Source organism: Catenulispora yoronensis, assembly GCF_039531695.1.
In the GTDB taxonomy this organism is placed as follows: domain Bacteria; phylum Actinomycetota; class Actinomycetes; order Streptomycetales; family Catenulisporaceae; genus Catenulispora; species Catenulispora yoronensis.
Window position 1 is genome coordinate 1 of the sequence record NZ_BAAAQN010000050.1, and the last position, 16,457, is coordinate 16,457.

Below are 16,457 nucleotides of genomic sequence, written 5' to 3' on the forward strand. Positions count from 1 at the left end.
CAACCGCCTCGTCGGGATCCTGCACGGCTGCCTGAAAACCGGCACCCTCTACGACGAAGCCACCGCCTGGACAAACCAGCACGAACCCATCACCACTTGACAGCCCTAACTCCAGGGATGTCTTTGATCTTCCTACCGAACACGAACACGACAACATCCCTTACACCGCCCCATGCCCAACCCCACCAAACACCGGCACGACAAACACCCCACTCGCCTCAGCCGTCAACTGCCCATTGGCATAGCACCGACCCCACGCATGGATCTTGCGCCCCTCGCGATGCGAGAACCCAGCCTCATAACTGATCTTCGTGTATAGCGGAGTCGCGCGCCGCAACGTAATAGTGAGCGTCCCTGTAAAGCCAAACGCCCCCGACGCCCCCTGCGCGCACCCAAGCACCTCATCAAAGCACGCCGCCACCCACGCACCATGCACTCGCCCTGGCGGTCCCTCATACGGTGCGTTGAAGTACGCCTCGGCGCGAATCAGATCACCATCAGCCCACATCCGCACCGGTGGGGCCAGCGGATTGCCACGCCCATTGATCGTGGACCGCTCAACGAGCAAAGCATCCTGCCGCCGCGCCTGGCTGACGTTCGCGCCATCGACCTCCGCACGCGGGATACGCGGCAGCTCCCCAACACGATCCGCAAGAGCTCCAACTTCCGCAGCCATCGCCATGAACCGCGCCGCACGCTCGCCATCACCATCACCATCACCATCACCCCCCTCCCCATACCCCACATCCCCACAATCCATCTGAAAAACCACATCCACCAACCGCCGCACCTCCTCCACCAACCGCCTCTTCGCAACCCGCGCCGCAGACAACCCCACCTCATCCTCATCCAGCCAAGCCCGGCGTATATCAACCTGCTCATTAACTTCAGCCACAGCCTCAGCCACAGCCTCAGCTCCAGCCTCAGCTCCCACTTCCGTCATACCGATCCAACTCCCAGTCACCCAGACCCCAACGACCATTGCATCCGACAGTAACGTGTTCTAGTTTGCCGAAAACAGCGCCACCACCCCCCAGGACGCACCCGCACCCCGAAGGGACCCCCGCCCCATGCCCATCAACCCCACCAAAGCCCTGGCCGCCCCCCCGGCCACCGCCGAGCTGGCCTGGACCCCCAAAGACATCCAGCTCTACCACCTAGGCCTTGGCGCGGGCGTCCCCCCGACCGACCCCCACCAACTCTCCTACGTCTACGAAAAGACCCTCAAAGTCCTCCCCACCTTCCCCGTCGTAGCCGGCGGCGCCCTCAGCTTCTCCCTCTTCTCCAACCCCGGCCTCGACATCCAACTCGTCAACGTCCTCCACGGCGGCCAGTCCATCACCCTCTACCGCCCCATCCCCACCACCGGTCAGGCCACCGCCACCAGCCGTGTCACCGACATCTGGGACAAGGGCAAAGCCGCCGTCATCCGCACTGAGAGCGTTATCACCGACGCGGACGGTCCGCTGTGGACCAGCCACTCCCAGATCTTCGTCCGTGGCGAGGGCGGTTTCGGCGGCGAACGCGGTCCCTCCACCGTCGACACCACCCCCGACCGCGCTCCCGACCACGTCGTCGAGATCAAAACCCTCGACCAACTGGCTCTCCTCTACCGCCTCTCCGGCGACTGGAACCCGTTGCACGCCGACCCCGACTTCGCCGCCATGGCCGGCTTCGACCGCCCGATCCTGCACGGCCTGTGCTCCTACGGCATCACCTGCAAGGCCGCCGTCGACACCGTCCTCGCCGGCGACGTGGCCCGCGTGACCGAGTACTCCACCCGCTTCGCCGGGGTCTTTTTCCCGGGCGAGACCATGCGCGTCAAGATGTGGGACGACGGCGCCGGCCGCGTCGACCTCGTCTCCACCTCCGCCGACCGCGACGACGCGCTAGTCCTCGCCAACACCGTCCTCAACTACCAGCCCTAAGAACCACGAACCAAGAACCAAGAACAACGAACACCCCCCCAGAAACAGGTCCCCCATGCGCGCAGCAGTCCTCTTCGAAACCGGCGGCGAAACCCTCACCCTCCGCGACGACATCACCCTCGCCGCCCCCGCCCCCGGCCAGGTCCGCATCCGCATCCGCGCCACCGGCGTCTGCCACTCCGACCTCTCCGCGATGACCGGCGTCATCCCCCAGCCCGCCCCCTTCGTCCCCGGGCACGAAGGCGCCGGGGAGATCGTCGCGGTCGGCGACGGCGTCACCCAGGTGGCGGTCGGCGACCACGTCGTCGTCTGCTGGAACCCGCCCTGCGACAGCTGCGAGTCGTGCCGGCGCGGCGAGGGCAACCTGTGCGTCAACATCTTCTTCGGCATGACCTTCCAGCCCCACTTCCGGCTCGACGGCACCGACATCTACGGCTTCGCCGGCAGCGGCACCTTCGCCGAGGAGATGGTCGTCCCCTGGCAGTGCGCCGTGAAGATTCCCGACGACGTCCCCTTCGACGTCGCCGCCCTCATCGGCTGCGGCGTCACCACCGGCGTCGGCGCGGTGCTGAACACCGCCCGCGTGGAGCCCGGCTCCTCGGTCGCGGTGATCGGTGCCGGCGGCGTCGGCATCTCGGTGATCCAGGGCGCCGGGATCGCCGGCGCCGCCGAGATCGTCGCCATCGACCCGGTGGAGTCCAAGCACGCCGCCGCCCTCCGCTTCGGCGCCACCCGCGCGGTCAAGCCCGAGGACGCCGACGCCGCCAAGGCCGAGGTCACCGGGAAGGCGGGCTTTGACTACGTGTTCGAGGTCGTCGGCCGCTCCGCGCTCGTCCGGCAGGCCTACGCGCTGACCCGGCGCGGCGGCACCGTCACCGTGGTCGGCGCCGGCAAGAACGACGACCTGGTCACCTTCGACATGTTCCAGCTGTTCTTCGACAACAAGCGCATCCTCGGCTCCTACTACGGCGGCGCCGACCCCCGTCGGGAGTACCGCCGCCTGATCGCGCTGTGGCGCGCCGGCCGGCTGGACCTGGAGGGCATGATCACCGCCCGGCTCAAGCTCGACGACATCAACCAAGCCCTGGACCTGCTCCGCTCCGGCGAGGCGATCCGGACGATCATCGAGGTCTGACTCGCTATGACGACATCCCTCACCGGCTCCCTCACCGGCTCCCTCACCGGCCGCGCCGCCATCGTCACCGGCGCCGGCCGCGGCCTGGGCCGCGCCGAGGCCCTGGAGCTGGCCCGGCAGGGCGCCGCCGTCGTGGTCAACGACCACGACCCGGCGATCGCCGACCGCACCGCCGCCGACATCGTGAAGGCCGGCGGCCAGGCCGTCGCCTCGGCCGGCGACGTCTCCGACTTCGCCTACGCCGAGTCCCTCACTTGCCTGGCCGTCGACTCCTTCGGATCCCTCGACATCCTCGTCAACAACGCCGGAATCCTGCGCGACCGCATGGTCTTCTCCATGTCCGAGCAGGAATGGGACGACGTCCTGCGCGTCCACGCGAAGGGCCACTTCGCCATGACCCGCCACGCCACCGCCCACTGGCGCGAGCAGTCCAAGGCAAGCAACGGACCCGTCTACGGCCGCATCGTCAACACCTCCTCCGAGGCCTTCCTCGCCGGTGCCGCCGGTCAGGCCAACTACGCCGCCGCGAAGGCCGCCATCGTCGGCCTGACCACCGCCACCGCCAACGGCTGCGCGCGCTATGGCGTCCGCGCCAACGCGATCTGCCCGCGCGCCCGCACCAAGATGACCGAGGACGTCTTCGCCGGCTTCGAGGTCCCCGCCGAGGGCATGGACCCGCTGGCCGTCGAGCACGTCGCCCCGCTGGTCGCCTATCTCGCCTCCCCGGCCGCCGACAAGGTCAACGGCCAGCTGTTCGTCGTCCACGGCGGCATGGTGCTGCTGATGCGGCGCCCCGTCGTCGAGGAGCGCTGGGACTCGGCACAGGAGACGTTCACCGTCGCTGAACTGGAGACGGGCCTCGGTTCCCACTTCGACGGCAAGCCGCCCGGCGAGGGATTCTCCGCCCACGAGGTGTTGTCGATGAGACGCCGCTGAGCCCTATTCTTTCCCTCAATGACCGTTCGCTTGGGGGGTTTCGGGCACATGGCCGACACACTGTGGTTCAGCAACAATCACTCCGACCACTCGGTCCAGTACGGCAACGACGCCGGCTTCGAGTTCGAGTTCTATTGCCAGCACTGCCGCGACACCTGGCGCAGCGGCTTCGAGCCCTACAGGACCGCGCGCGCCGCCGGCTGGATCCGCCGCGCCGCCAACATGGCCAACGGCGCGGCGTCCTCGGTCGGCTGGGACGTCGCCGAGGGCGTGGACGGCCTGGTGCAGAGCGGCTGGCACAAGGCCCGCGACAACTCGTTCAAGCAGGCGATCGAGGCCGCCGCGCAGCACTTCCACCGCTGTGCGCGCTGCACTTCCTACGTCTGCGCGCGGTGCTTCAGCGCCGACCGCGGCCTGTGCGTCAGCTGCGCGCCGGACCTGGCCGCCGAGGTCGAGACCGCCCGGCACCAGGGGCAGGTCAACGCCGCCACCTCCCGGGCCCGCGAGGTCGGGGAGGCGATGGCCGCCGAGATCGACGTCACGACGCAGAAGCAGCTGGTGTGCCTGTCCTGCGGCCACGAGACGCACGGCGCGAAGTTCTGCCCCGAGTGCGGCGCGAAGCAGAACGCGCCGGGGACGTGCGGCGGCTGCGGCGTGGACGTGCCCAGCGGGTCGAAGTTCTGCCCGGAGTGCGGGGCGCCGCAGTAAGGCCTCAGCCCCTAAAGTCGGCGCGTGACAACTGCGACAACCCCGACGACCTCGACAACCCCGACGACCTCGACGACCCCGACGACCGCACTGGTTCTCATCGATCTGATGCCACGCCTGATCTCCTTGCCGGTGGCTCCGAACACCGGCGAGGAGGTCCTGGACCGGTCCCGAAACCTGGCGACCGCCTTCCGCGCCGCCGGCCGTCCGGTCGTGCTGATCCGCGTCGACCGGCCGAACGTCGCCGAGCAGCCGCCCGGCAGCGGCTTCGCCGAGGACCTGGTGCGACCCGGCGACGTGACCTTGGTCAAGGGCAGCGTCGGCGCGTTCGCCACCACCGAGCTGGACGCCCGCCTGAAGGACTTGGGCGTGGACACCCTGGTGTTCGGCGGCCTGATGACCAACATGGGCGTCGAATCGACGGCGCGGGTCGCCGCGGACCTGGGCTACGAGCTCGAATTCGCCGCCGACGCGATGTCCGCGCTGACGGCCGAGGAGCACGAGTTTGCGGTGCGGGTGACGTTCCCGCGGTTCGGGACGGTCACGGCCGTCGCCGACTACCTGTGACGCCGGCCTCCAGAGCCGACGCGCGAACCCGACCGGAACCAGCATCCTGATTCAATGATCCCCTGGCGGCCCGGCCCCGGGTAAGGCATGCTGCCGCAATGGTGGATGACAGCGTCAAGAGTCTGGCCGGCTGGTTGACCGACGAGCACGCCCGCCTCGTCAAGGCCAGGTTCGGCCTGCGCCGCTACGTCGCGCAGGACGTCGACGCGTTCGTCGCCGACGCCGTGGCCCGGCTCGGTCTGGCCGAACCGCCCGAACCCTCCTGGGTCCGGGCGGTCCTGTTCCGCACTGTGACGGACCTGCGGGTCGGCTACGACGTGCGCGCCGTCGACGCGCTGCTCGACGAGCTGGCCGCGCGTCTGGTCGCGACCGGCGGCGGCCCGGATCTGGATCCCCGGGCGGCCGAGATGATCTCGCTCGTCGAGGGCGCCCGGTTCCGGCGCAGCCGCGTCGGCTACGACTACAAGGAAGTGGACGTCTACCTCGCGGAGGTCGCCGGGGCCCTGGCGCGGGGCCACCGCCCCGGTCCCGCGCCGACGTTCACCGTGACCCGCCGGGGCTACGACCGGCGGGACGTCGACGCCTTCCTCCAGGGGCAGCGCTTCACGGCTTGACGATCGTCTTCCCCCGGGCCCCTCCGCCCTGGATCCGCGCCACCGCCTGCGGCGCCTGGTCCAGCGGCACCTCGGCCTCCACGAACACCTTCAACGTCCCGGCGTCGACCTCCTTGGCCAGCGAGGCCAGCAGATCGCCGGTCGGCTCCACGACGAACGCGACCTCCTCCACGCCGGACTGCACGACCCCGTGCTCGCTCACCGCGCCCCGGGTGCTCACCGCGACCCCGCCGTCGTGGACCAGCTGCTTGTTCGCCGCGAACGCGTCCGGGTCCGCCGACACCAGGTCCACGAGCACGTCCACGCCCTCGGGGTACTCGTCGCGCTCGATGCGGTCGGCCAGGCTCTCCGCCGTCGCGTCGACCGTCACCGCCGCGCCGAACAGGCCCATGCGCACGCTCTCGTCGCCGCGCGTCACCGCCACCACGCGGGCGTCGCGCGCCGAGGCCAGCTGCGTGAGGAAGGTCCCGACGCCGCCCGCCGCGCCGATCAGCAGCAGGCTCTCGCCGCCCTGGACGTCGGCCCGGTCCAGGATCCCCAGCGCGGTGGCGCCGGCGGTGGGCAGCGCCGCGGAGGTCTTGAGCTCGACGGCGTCCGGGGCCAGCGCCACCGGCCCGGTCTCGTCGACGACCACGTATTCGGCGTAGGTGCCGGCGGCGCGGCCGAACACCGCGTCGCCGAGGCCGAACCGGGAGACGCCGTCGCCCAGCGCCTCGACCCGGCCGGCGAAGTCCACGCCGAGCACCAGCGGCAGCGGCGGCTTCCCGAACCGGCCGGCGGCGATGGCGGAGTCCACCGGGTTGATCCCGGCCGCCTCCACCCGCACCAGGAGCTGGCCGGGCCCGGCGGCCGGCTTCGGCACGTCGAGCAGTTCGGGCGTGGCCCCGTACCCCTTCACACCGACTGCGCGCATCTGGTGCCTCCCTCGTGGCGTTCGTGACGCGATCTTGTGAGACGAATCTGCGGCCTGAGCCGCGGTCCCGCACGCCGGATCGATCAATCGGGGAAGCGGCCGGGCGGCCCGGTAACCTATCGGCCATGCCGCAGTCCCCGAACGCCGCCGCCGAGGCCGCCGCCCCAGCCGCCTCCTCCGAGCCTGCCGCGGCCTCGCTGCGCGCCGTCGTCGCAGTCCTGGAGCGGCTCTACGACCCGTCGTGGGCCGAGCCGTGGGACGCCGTCGGACTGGTGTGCGGGGACCCGGACGAGCCGGTGCGCACCGTGGCCTTCGCGGTCGACCCGGTGGCCGCCGTGATCGACGAGGCGATCGAGCGCGGCGCCGACCTGCTGGTCACCCACCACCCGCTGTTCCTGCGCGGCGTGCACGGCGTGCCGGCCACCGACTTCAAAGGCCGGCTGGTGCACAAGCTGATCCGCAACGGCGTGGCGCTGTTCACCGCGCACACCAACGCCGACTCCGCCGACCCCGGGGTGTCCGACGCGCTGGCCCACGCGCTCGGCGTCGGGGACCTGCGGCCGCTGGACGCCCGGGCCGGGAACCCCGAGCTCGGCATCGGCCGGGTCGGGGAACTGGCCGACGCCGAGCCGCTGGCGGCCTTCGCGGCCCGGGTCGCCGCGGCCCTGCCGGCCACCTCCGGCGGCGTGCGCGTGGCCGGGGACCCGGAGCGGCCGGTGCGCCGGGTGGCGGTGTGCGGCGGCGCCGGCGACACCTTCTTCGGGGCCGCGCGGCGGGCCGGCGCGGACGTCTACGTCACCGCCGACCTGCGGCACCACCCGGCCTCCGAGGCCCTGGAGGCCGGCGGCCTGGCCCTGGTCGACGTCGCGCACTGGGCCAGCGAGTGGCCGTGGCTGGAGGGGGCCGCCCGCACTCTGCGTACCACGCTCGCCGCCGCCGGTACTAACGTGGAGACGTACGTCTCCACGCTGGTCACTGATCCGTGGACCGCCCACGTGGCGGCCGGCTGAGCGCCGGCGGCGTCCGCACGCTCGACAAGTCAAGAGAGAGGCACTGCCCTGAACGCGAACCCCGCCGACCAGCTCCGGCTGCTGGACCTGCAAGGCCTGGACGTCCGGCTGGCCCAGCTGGCGCACAAGCGGCGCACCCTGCCGGAGCTGGCCGAGGCCGAGAAGGTGGACCAGCGCCTCGCCGACCTGCGCGACGTCCTGATCGCCGCCGAGACCGCCGAGGGCGACGTGGCGCGCGAGCAGAAGAAGGCCGAGGCCGACGTCGAACAGGTCGTGAACCGCGCCAACCGGGACCGGCAGCTGCTGGCCTCCGGCCGCGGCTCGGCCAAGGACCTGGAGAACCTGCAGCACGAACTCGACACCCTGGCCCGCCGCCAGTCCGACCTGGAGGACGTGGTCCTGGAGGTCATGGAGCGGATGGAGACGGCCCAGGCCCGGGTCGCCGAGATGAGCGCGCAGCGCGACGAGGCCCAGTCCCGCCGCGACGAGATCGGCGCCGCGGTCGCCGCCGCCCAGGGCGGCATCGACGCCGAGGCCGCCAAGCTCACCGGCGAGCGCGCCACCACGTCCGGCACCATCCCGGAGGACCTGCTGGCGCTCTACGAGCGGGTCCGCGAGTCCAGCGGCGGCATCGGCGCGGCGGCCATCCGCCAGCGCCGCTGCGAGGGCTGCCGCCTGGAGCTGGACATCAGCGAGGTGAACGCGATCAAGGCGGCCGCGCCCGACCAGGTCGTCCGCCACGAGGAATGCGGCCGCATCCTGGTGCGCGTCCCCGACTCCGGCCTGTAGGGGCAGGGGCAGGGCGCATGGCGCGCACGTTCGTCGTCGAGGCCGACGGGGCCTCCCGCGGCAACCCCGGCCCGGCGTCCTACGGCGCGCTCGTCGCCGACGCCGCCTCCGGCGAGGTCCTGGTCGAACTGGCCGAGGGCCTCGGCGTGGTGACCAACAACGTCGCGGAGTACCGCGGCCTGATCGCCGGCCTGCGCGCCGCGTATGCCCTGGACCCGGACGCCGAGGTCGAGGTGCGCATGGACTCCAAGCTCGCGGTCCAGCAGATGAGCGGCCAGTGGCAGGTCAAGCATCCGGCCATCCGCCCGCTGGCGGCGGAGGCCCGTGCCGCGTTCCCGCGAGCGGGCGCGGTCCGGTACACGTGGGTGCCGCGGGCCGAGAACAAGAGGGCTGACGCGCTCGGGAACCTGGCGTTGGACAAGCCGGAGGCCGCGGCGGAGAAGATGGCCGAGGCCGAGGCGATGATCGCGGCTTTCCGGGCGGCGCGGGAGGCGTTGGCGGATGCCGAGCCGACGGCGTCCGGTACCGAGCCGATGGCGTCGGGCGCGGGCGCGGGCGTGGGCGTGGCGGTGGCTTTCGGTTCTTCTTCGGCTTCCGCGTCTTCTTCCGCGTCTTCTGCTGCTCCAGGTCTGGCGGCCACTGCCCAGCCCACTCAGCCCACCTGGTCCGCGGCCCCGGACCTCGGTCCCCCGACCACGCTGATCCTCCTGCGCCACGGCGCCACTCCGCTCACCGCCGAGAAGCGTTTCTCCGGCTCGGGCGACCCGGACCTCGCCGACACCGGCCGTGCGCAGGCCGCCGCCGTGGCCCGGCGCCTGGCCGCACGTGGTGGCATCGACGCCGTCGTCTCCTCGCCGCTGGCCCGTACCCGGCAGACCGCGCAGGCTGCCGCCGACGCGCTCGGGCTGTCGGTGGAGACCGACGAAGGGTTCCGCGAGACCGATTTCGGGATCTGGGATGGCTACACCTTCGCCGAGGTGCGTGAGAGATGGCCCGAGGAGCTTCAGGCGTGGCTCGCGTCCCCGTCGGCGAAACCACCTAAGGGCGAGTCCTTCGACGCCGTCGCCGAACGCGTCCTCGCTGCCCGCGACGGGGTGCTGAAGCGCCACACGCGCCGGACCGTGCTGGTGGTTTCGCACGTCACGCCCATCAAAACCCTTATTCGAGACGCCCTGGCCGCCCCGCCCGAAGCGCTTTACGCGATGGAGCTGTCGCCCGCGTCGCTGTCGGTCGTGACCTACTACGGCGACGGCCGTAGTTCGTTGCGGCTGTTCAACGACACCGCGCATCTGGCCATGTAGGGCAGGTTGTTCGCTCGTCTGACCTCTACGAACCCCATAGTAGACGCGGCCGAGGCGGTTTTACCCTGCGCTTATGTCACCCAGCGCAAGCACTGTGAGTCGTCGCGGCCTGCTCGGCGCGGCTGTCGGCACCGCGGCGGTCGGAGGGGTCGCCGTCGGTGTCACCTTCACCGGGGATGCTTCGGCCAGCGAACAGCAGCCGGCCGGCACTGCCGCGCCCGCGGCCAGACACGGCCGCGTGCGCGAGTACTGGATCCAAGCCGACGCCTTCGAAAGGAATCTCGTCCCGAACGGTCGCGACGGGATGATGGGCAGCACCTTCACCGCCGACCAGACCACGTTCCACGCCGTGGGCTACCGCGCCTACACCGAACATTGGGGCCGACCGCTGCCCGCCGGCGACGACATCGGCCCGAACGCCGGGATCCCCGGGCCGGTCATCCGCGGTGAGGTCGGGGACACCATCGTCATCCACTTCAAGAACAACGACTCCTTCTACAAGTTCCCGCATTCGATGCACCCGCACGGCGTGGAGTACGACAACCTTTCCGACGGCACCTGGCTCGCAATCGCACCCGACCACCCCGGCGGCGCCGTGAAGTACGGCGAGACCTACACGTACACGTGGCGGGCGAAGCCGAACTCGGTCGGCTCCTGGCCGTATCACGACCACTCGATGCCCCAGGACCTCACGCCCTTCTATCCCGGCGGCGGTCCCAGCGCCACCGGCATGGACATGGGCGGCAACCTGGTGACGGAAGTCGGCGCCGAACTTGGGCTGCTCGGCCTGATAGCCATCACCGACCACACGACTCCGAAGGTCGACCGGGAGTTCTTCCTGTTCTTCCACGACCTTTACCAGAGCGATGTTCCATCCCTGACACAGGACATGGACTGCTTCAACGGCTACGCCTTCCTCGACAACACCCCGACCTTCACGGCCAAGGCCGGCGAGAAGGTCCGCTGGCGGATCGCCGCCCTGGGCAAGGAGTTCCACGTCTTCCACTTACACGGCCACCGCTGGTGGGACGGTGTGAAGTGGACCGACTCGCAGATCCTGGGCCCGTCGACGGCGATCACCGTCGAGTACACCGAGGACAATCCAGGGGACTGGCTGTACCACTGCCACGTCACCGACCACATGATGGGCGGCATGGTCGGGCGCTACATCGCCGAGAACTGACCGCGAGACCGCCAAGCTTTAGCGATCTTCCGGGGATACCCTCGCGCCTCGGTGATCGTCGATAGACTCCGGGCCCATGGAACGGATGGGGCCGGGGCGCGCGAACCACGACGACGGGAACGGGATCGGGATCGAGAGCGAGGCCCGGGTCGAGGCCCGAACCGGAATCGGGATCGGGGCCGGAGCCACCGCCCGGGCCGGAGGGACGTGGCCGGCCGCCGCCGCCAAAGCCGTGGCGGCGGCCGTCGCCACGACCGCTCTGCTGGCCGGCTGCTCGGTCACGGTGCAGCCGAAGAACGCGGCCTCGACCCACGCGCTGACCACCAGCACGCCGTCCGCGTCCACCGCGCCGGCCACCACCCCCAGCCCGCAGCCCACACCGACGCCGGACAAGCCGTCGAGCACGCCGTCGGTCGGCAAGGACGTCGACCACACCGCCTGCACGGCCGTGCGGCAGGCGCTGCTGACCGCGCAGCAGAAGGTGGAGTCGGACAAGGACTCGCCCAAGCACATGGGCGCGGACTACAAGACCGCCGCCACCGCGCTGCGGACCCAGGCGACGAAGACGAAGAACACCGAGTTGAAGACGACGTTGCAGGCGCTGGCCAACGCCTACTCCGGACTCGGGTCCGACACGACGGCGCACGCCTCGACCGAGGCCGATCAGAAGAAGGTCGCCGAGGCTGCCAAGCCGTTGGACACGTTGTGCGGGGCCAAGAGCTGAGGGGCTGCTAGGGGTTAGGGCTAGGGCTAGGGCTAGGGCGGGGGCTAGGTAGCTAGGACCGCTCTCAGACCACTGAGTCGACGACCACGTCGATCGTCCACGCCGTTCCGGGCTTGGCGGGCGCCGTGGTCTCGGTCCGGAACCCCAAGTCCTGCAACGCTTCGGCGAGTTCCTTCGGCGTCGTCGCGGCCACGTCCCCGACCAGCAGGGCGCGTGCCAGGCGGCCCTTGGCCGCCTTGTTGAAGTGGCTGACGACACTCCGCTTCGGCACGCCGTCCACCAGACGTTCGTGCAGCACCCGGACCGTGACCGCGCGGTCGGCGGCGTCCGCGGGGACCCGCCACATCGCCGCGTAGGTGGACGAGCGCAGGTCCACCACCAGCCCGCTCGCCACCGCCGGGGCCAGCGCCGGGGTCAGGGCCTGCCGCCACACCTTCGCCACCGGACCGGCCTTGGGCAGTGTCACGCCGCCGGAGAGCCGGTAGGCCGGGATCGCGTCGCCCGGCCGCACGACGCCCCACAGCCCGGAGAAGGTCAGGATCCGCGCCTCGGCGCGGGCGTAGGCCTCGGGGTCGTCGGCGCGCAGTCCCGGCAGGTCGAGGTTGTCGTAGAGGACCCCGGTGTACCGGTCGGCGGCGGCCAGCGTCGGGGCGGTCGTCAGGTCGCGGTTCGCCTCCAGCTCCCCGGCCTGGTTCGGGGACAGGCCGAGCACGGTGAGCGCGGTGGCGGCGCGGCCCTTGGACACCCGGGCCAGCTCCGTCAGCAGGGCTTTCCGGGTCTTGGCCAGCTGCGGGAAGGCCAGCGCGGCCGGGTCCACGGCCGGGCCGGCGCCGTGTGCGGCTTTGCCTTCGGAGGGCGGGAGCAGGATGAGCACGCCGATCATTCTGGCGCACCTCGGGCCCGGATCCGCTTCATCCGGCCGACCGGGCTTGCCTGGCGATAGTTAACGACATATCGTTGAAGTATCGAAGAACAGCTTCGATGGACTGTTCGACACGGCGGGTGGGTGCAGCAGGGGCGCTGTCCACGGCAGCGCGACGCAATCCGTCATAGCGTTGAAAAGCGACGACAGTCGCCGGTGAGCGGAAGTGGAGGCGGCGAGATGGCTGACGAGCGGGACGACCAGAACGAACTGAACGAGCAGAACGAACTGAACGAGCAGAGCGCATCGACCGAGCAGAGCGACGAGAACACGCAGGGCCAGCCGGACCAGCACGACGCGCCGGACCAGCCGGACGAGCCGGGCCAGCGGGACGAGCCGTTGGCACAGAACGTGCATGAGGCGCAGCGGGCTTCCCGCGCGACCGAGCAGGAGCTGCGCGCGGAGATGCAGGCGTTGCGCGAGGAGTCCCGCCGGGCGCAGAAGGAGGCGGCCGAGCGGGAGCGGGAGCTGAAGCAGCGGCTTCAGCAGGAGGCGCGCGAACGCGAACAGGAACTCAAGGACTACTACCGGCAGCGGCACGAGGACCGCCGGGGCGAGCGCGGCGAGCGGCGCGACCGCGGTGACCGGGGCGAGCGCGGCGACGGCCGAGGCCGCGGCCGGGGCGGCTACGGCTGGTCCGGCGGCCCGCGGATGGGTCCGGGCCCGATGCCCCCGATGCCGCCCATGCCGCCGATGCCCCCGGGGGCGCCGCTGCCGCCGATCTCCGGCGCCGGCGGGACCTTCACGCCGTTCGACATCCTCGGCGGCCTCGGCGCGATGTTCGGCGGCGGCCCCGGCCCCGGCGGACGGCGCCGCCACGGCGGCCGCAGCCGCGCCGGCCGCGGGGACGTGCGCATAACGGTGCTGATCCTGCTCGACGAGGGGCCGGCCAACGGCTACCAGCTGATGCAGGAGATCGAGAAGCGCACCAACGGGGCGTGGAAGCCCAGTTCCGGGTCGATCTACCCGGCTCTGCAGCAGTTGGAGGACGAGGGAATCGTCCGGACCACGGAGGGGGAGGGGCGCAAGATGTTCGCGCTCACCGAAGAGGGACAGTCGTTCGTGCACGAGCACCGCGCCGAGTGGACGGCGCCGTGGGAGGGCGTCGAGGAGGACGAGGGCGCCACCGAGGAAGCCACCAAGCTCCGCGACGTCATCGCCCAGCTGGCGATGGCCTACATGCAGGTGATCCAGGTCGGGACCGAGAGCCAGCGCAGCGAGGCCTCGCGGGTCCTGGTCGGGGCGAGGCAGGCGCTGTACCGGATTCTGGCGGGGGACTCGTCGGAGGACTGAAGCGCCGCGGTGCCCGCCGCTGATCACCCAGGGGTGGTGCGGGAGATCGGGGTGGCGGGGGAAACCGCGCGATATCCCCGGCCCGCGCCACCCCGGCGCGCATGATGATGATCGCAGCACACGTGCTAATCGCGGCCCGCGCCCCGTAGGGTGCTGGCATGCCGCAAAGAGTCCTCACGGTCGGGTCCGCCGTTCCGGCCTCCGACCTGGCCGCCGGGTTCGACGCCGTCCGCGTCGAGCTGCAGCTTCCCGGCGCGTACCCGCCGGAAGCACTCGCCGAGGCGGAGGCCGCCGCGAAGGCGCCGCGCCTGCCGGAGACCGACGCCACCGACCTCCCGATGGTCACCCTGGACCCGGCCACGTCGAAGGACCTGGACCAGGCGATGCATCTGGAGAAGCGCGAGGGCGGCGGCTACCGGGTGTACTACGCCATCGCCGACGTGGCGGCGTTCGTGACGCCCGGCGGCGCGCTCGACCTGGAGACGCACCGGCGCGGCGAGACCTACTACATGCCCGACATGCGCATCCCGCTGCACCCGGAGGTCCTTTCCGAGGGCGCGGCCTCGCTGTTACCGGGCCGGCTGCGCCCGGCGCTGCTGTGGCGCGTCGACCTGGACTCCTCCGGGGAGATCACCGATGTCGACGTGCGGCGCGCCCGGGTCCGCAGCCGGGCCAAGCTCGACTACGCCGGGACCCAGGCGGCCCTGGACGCCGGGACGGCCGAGCCGGTGATCCAGCTGCTGCGCGAGATCGGCATGCTGCGGCAGCAGCGCGAGGCCGACCGCGGCGGGATAAGCCTGAACGTGCCGGCGCAGGCCGTGGTCCAGCACGGCGACAGCTGGGCGCTGGAGTACCAGACGCCGCTGCCGGTGGAGAACTGGAACGCCCAGATCTCGCTGCTGACCGGCATGGCCGCCGCCGGCCTGATGGTCGCCGGCAAGGTCGGTCTGCTGCGCACCATGCCCGATCCGCCGGCCCTGGCCTACCACCGGCTGCGCCGCGTGGCCCGCGCGCTGAAGATCCGCTGGCCCGACGGCGTCAGCTACAGCGAGCTGATCCGCACCCTGGACCCGGCGATCCCGGCGCACGCGGCGTTCTTACAGGAGACCACGACCCTGATGCGCGGCGCCGGCTACACGGCCTTCGACGGCGAGGTGCCGGAGAAGGCCGGGCACTCGGCGGTGGCCAGCACGTACGCCCACGTCACCGCCCCGCTGCGGCGCCTGGCCGACCGCTACGCCGGCGAGGTGTGCGTCGCGCTGAGCGCCGGGACCGAGGTTCCGGAGTGGGCCCGCTCGGAGCTGGCGAAGCTGCCGACGGTGATGGAGGGCGCGGACCGCCGCGGCAACTCGGTCGACCGCGAATGCGTGGACCTGGTCGAGACGATGCTGCTCAAGGACCGCGTCGGCGAGGAGTTCGACGCGGTCGTCATCGACCTGAACGAGCGCATCGACTGGGACCACAACGGAAAGCCGGACGTCGGCGTCGTGCAGCTGACGCAGCCGGCGGTGCGGGCCCGGTGCGACGGCCACGACCTGCCGCTGGGCCGGGAGATCCAGGTCCGGCTGGTCGACGCGGACCTGAAGACGCGGCGGATACTGTTCGAGGCGACGGACCCCGCCTACACGGTGCGGGACCGGCCGGTGAAGAACAACAACGGCTCCAACGACTCGGTGAGCACCCCATGACAGGAAACGAACACCTACTACGGATGCGAGAGGCGTCCGACGCGGTCGAGGACATCGGCTGGCGCTACCTGCTGGGGGAGCTGCGGACCACGGTGGTCGTCGAGTCCCTCGCTCGGGGGACCGAGGCCGCGCTGGCCGCCGTCACCGCCTGCGGCCCCGACGCCGACCGCCACCTGCGCCTCGACCTGCGGGCCGAGCGGGTCGTCCTGGTGCTCCAGAACACCGAGTCCGCCCAGGTCACCGACGTCGACACGGCGCTCGCCGCCCGCGTCACGCAGGCCCTGGCCGCGTCCGGCTTCACCACCGACCCCGAGGTCGGCACCCCGTCGGCACGCTCCCTGCAACTTGTGGAGATCGCCGTCGACGCCCTGGACATCCCGGCGGTGCGACCCTTCTGGAAAGCGCTGTTCGCCTACATCGACGAGCCCGAACGCGACGGCCCGACCGACGCCCTCGTCGACCCGCTCCGCCAAGGCCCGGCGATCTGGTTCCAGCAGATGGACGCCCCCCGCCCCCAGCGCAACCGCATCCACTTCGACCTCTGCGTCCCCCACGACGAGGCCCGGCGCCGCATCGCCGCCGGCATCGAAGCCGGCGGCCGGGTGACCTACGACGCGGAGGCGCCCGCGTTCTGGGTACTCGCCGATCCCGAGGGCAACGAGGTCTGCATCACGACGTGGCAGGGACGGCAGCCGGACTGATTCGTCGGGGTCGGGCAGTGGACAAGGTCGGGGGTCGGGGCCGGG

Annotated in this window: 17 protein-coding genes; 14 read left to right on the top strand and 3 right to left on the bottom strand. The window is 71.3% G+C overall.

Annotated elements, in window-relative coordinates:
* Nucleotides 1-160: 160 nt before the first annotated feature.
* Nucleotides 161-907, bottom strand: coding sequence for a hotdog family protein (locus ABD481_RS32580; protein ID WP_344669666.1), 747 nt, complete (start codon nt 905-907; stop codon nt 161-163).
* Between the two features lie 163 nt (nt 908-1,070).
* Here ABD481_RS32580 and ABD481_RS32585 point away from each other — a divergent pair, with 163 nt between their 5' ends.
* From ABD481_RS32585 to ABD481_RS32610, 6 genes are all read left to right on the top strand, one after another.
* Nucleotides 1,071-1,928, top strand: coding sequence for a MaoC/PaaZ C-terminal domain-containing protein (locus ABD481_RS32585; protein ID WP_344669667.1), 858 nt, complete (start codon nt 1,071-1,073; stop codon nt 1,926-1,928).
* Nucleotides 1,929-1,983: 55 nt separating this feature from the next.
* Nucleotides 1,984-3,063, top strand: coding sequence for a Zn-dependent alcohol dehydrogenase (locus ABD481_RS32590; protein WP_344669668.1), 1,080 nt, complete (start codon nt 1,984-1,986; stop codon nt 3,061-3,063).
* Nucleotides 3,064-3,069: 6 nt separating this feature from the next.
* Nucleotides 3,070-3,999: a 3-oxoacyl-ACP reductase gene (locus tag ABD481_RS32595; protein ID WP_344669669.1), complete on the top strand. Its 930-nt coding sequence runs from the start codon at nt 3,070-3,072 to the stop codon at nt 3,997-3,999.
* A gap of 18 nt (nt 4,000-4,017) precedes the next feature.
* Nucleotides 4,018-4,707: a double zinc ribbon domain-containing protein gene (locus ABD481_RS32600; protein ID WP_344669670.1), complete on the top strand. Its 690-nt coding sequence runs from the start codon at nt 4,018-4,020 to the stop codon at nt 4,705-4,707.
* A gap of 24 nt (nt 4,708-4,731) precedes the next feature.
* Nucleotides 4,732-5,274 (top strand): isochorismatase family protein, encoded by a 543-nt coding sequence (locus ABD481_RS32605; protein ID WP_344669671.1) that lies wholly within the window; start codon nt 4,732-4,734, stop codon nt 5,272-5,274.
* 98 nt (nt 5,275-5,372) lie between these two features.
* The gene (locus ABD481_RS32610; protein WP_344669672.1) at nt 5,373-5,888 is read left to right on the top strand and encodes a DivIVA domain-containing protein; all 516 of its coding nucleotides are present in this window, start codon (nt 5,373-5,375) and stop codon (nt 5,886-5,888) included.
* On the opposite strand, the gene ABD481_RS32615 is transcribed toward ABD481_RS32610, so the two are convergent.
* Nucleotides 5,878-6,801, bottom strand: a complete 924-nt coding sequence (locus tag ABD481_RS32615; RefSeq protein ID WP_344669673.1) for an NADP-dependent oxidoreductase — start codon at nt 6,799-6,801, stop codon at nt 5,878-5,880. The two genes, ABD481_RS32610 and ABD481_RS32615, sit on opposite strands and share 11 nt — an antisense overlap.
* A 125-nt stretch (nt 6,802-6,926) precedes the next feature.
* On the opposite strand from ABD481_RS32615, the gene ABD481_RS32620 reads away from it, so the two are divergent.
* From ABD481_RS32620 to ABD481_RS32640, 5 genes are all read left to right on the top strand, one after another.
* Nucleotides 6,927-7,811 (top strand): Nif3-like dinuclear metal center hexameric protein, encoded by an 885-nt coding sequence (locus ABD481_RS32620; protein ID WP_344669674.1) that lies wholly within the window; start codon nt 6,927-6,929, stop codon nt 7,809-7,811.
* Between the two features lie 96 nt (nt 7,812-7,907).
* Nucleotides 7,908-8,600, top strand: a complete 693-nt coding sequence (locus ABD481_RS32625) for a zinc ribbon domain-containing protein (RefSeq protein WP_425559345.1) — start codon at nt 7,908-7,910, stop codon at nt 8,598-8,600.
* Nucleotides 8,601-8,617: 17 nt separating this feature from the next.
* A complete protein-coding gene (locus tag ABD481_RS32630; protein ID WP_344669676.1) occupies nt 8,618-9,901 on the top strand; it encodes a bifunctional RNase H/acid phosphatase in 1,284 nt (427 codons plus the stop codon).
* Nucleotides 9,902-9,974: 73 nt separating this feature from the next.
* Nucleotides 9,975-11,084, top strand: a complete 1,110-nt coding sequence (locus ABD481_RS32635) for a multicopper oxidase domain-containing protein (protein WP_344669677.1) — start codon at nt 9,975-9,977, stop codon at nt 11,082-11,084.
* A 76-nt stretch (nt 11,085-11,160) separates the two neighbouring features.
* Entirely contained in the window at nt 11,161-11,808 is a 648-nt protein-coding gene (locus tag ABD481_RS32640) for a hypothetical protein (protein WP_344669678.1), read from the top strand.
* A 64-nt stretch (nt 11,809-11,872) separates the two neighbouring features.
* Here ABD481_RS32640 and yaaA read toward each other — a convergent pair whose 3' ends face one another.
* Entirely contained in the window at nt 11,873-12,682 is an 810-nt protein-coding gene (gene yaaA / locus ABD481_RS32645) for a peroxide stress protein YaaA (RefSeq protein ID WP_344669747.1), read from the bottom strand.
* Between the two features lie 228 nt (nt 12,683-12,910).
* On the opposite strand from yaaA, the gene ABD481_RS32650 reads away from it, so the two are divergent.
* From ABD481_RS32650 to ABD481_RS32660, 3 genes are all read left to right on the top strand, one after another.
* The gene (locus tag ABD481_RS32650) at nt 12,911-14,023 is read left to right on the top strand and encodes a PadR family transcriptional regulator (protein WP_344669679.1); all 1,113 of its coding nucleotides are present in this window, start codon (nt 12,911-12,913) and stop codon (nt 14,021-14,023) included.
* 158 nt (nt 14,024-14,181) lie between these two features.
* On the top strand, nt 14,182-15,711 hold the full coding sequence (locus ABD481_RS32655) for an RNB domain-containing ribonuclease (protein ID WP_344669680.1): 1,530 nt from the start codon (nt 14,182-14,184) through the stop codon (nt 15,709-15,711).
* A complete protein-coding gene (locus ABD481_RS32660) occupies nt 15,708-16,412 on the top strand; it encodes a VOC family protein (protein ID WP_344669681.1) in 705 nt (234 codons plus the stop codon). Before ABD481_RS32655 ends, ABD481_RS32660 begins: the two co-directional genes overlap by 4 nt.
* The last annotated feature ends 45 nt before the right edge of the window (nt 16,413-16,457 follow it).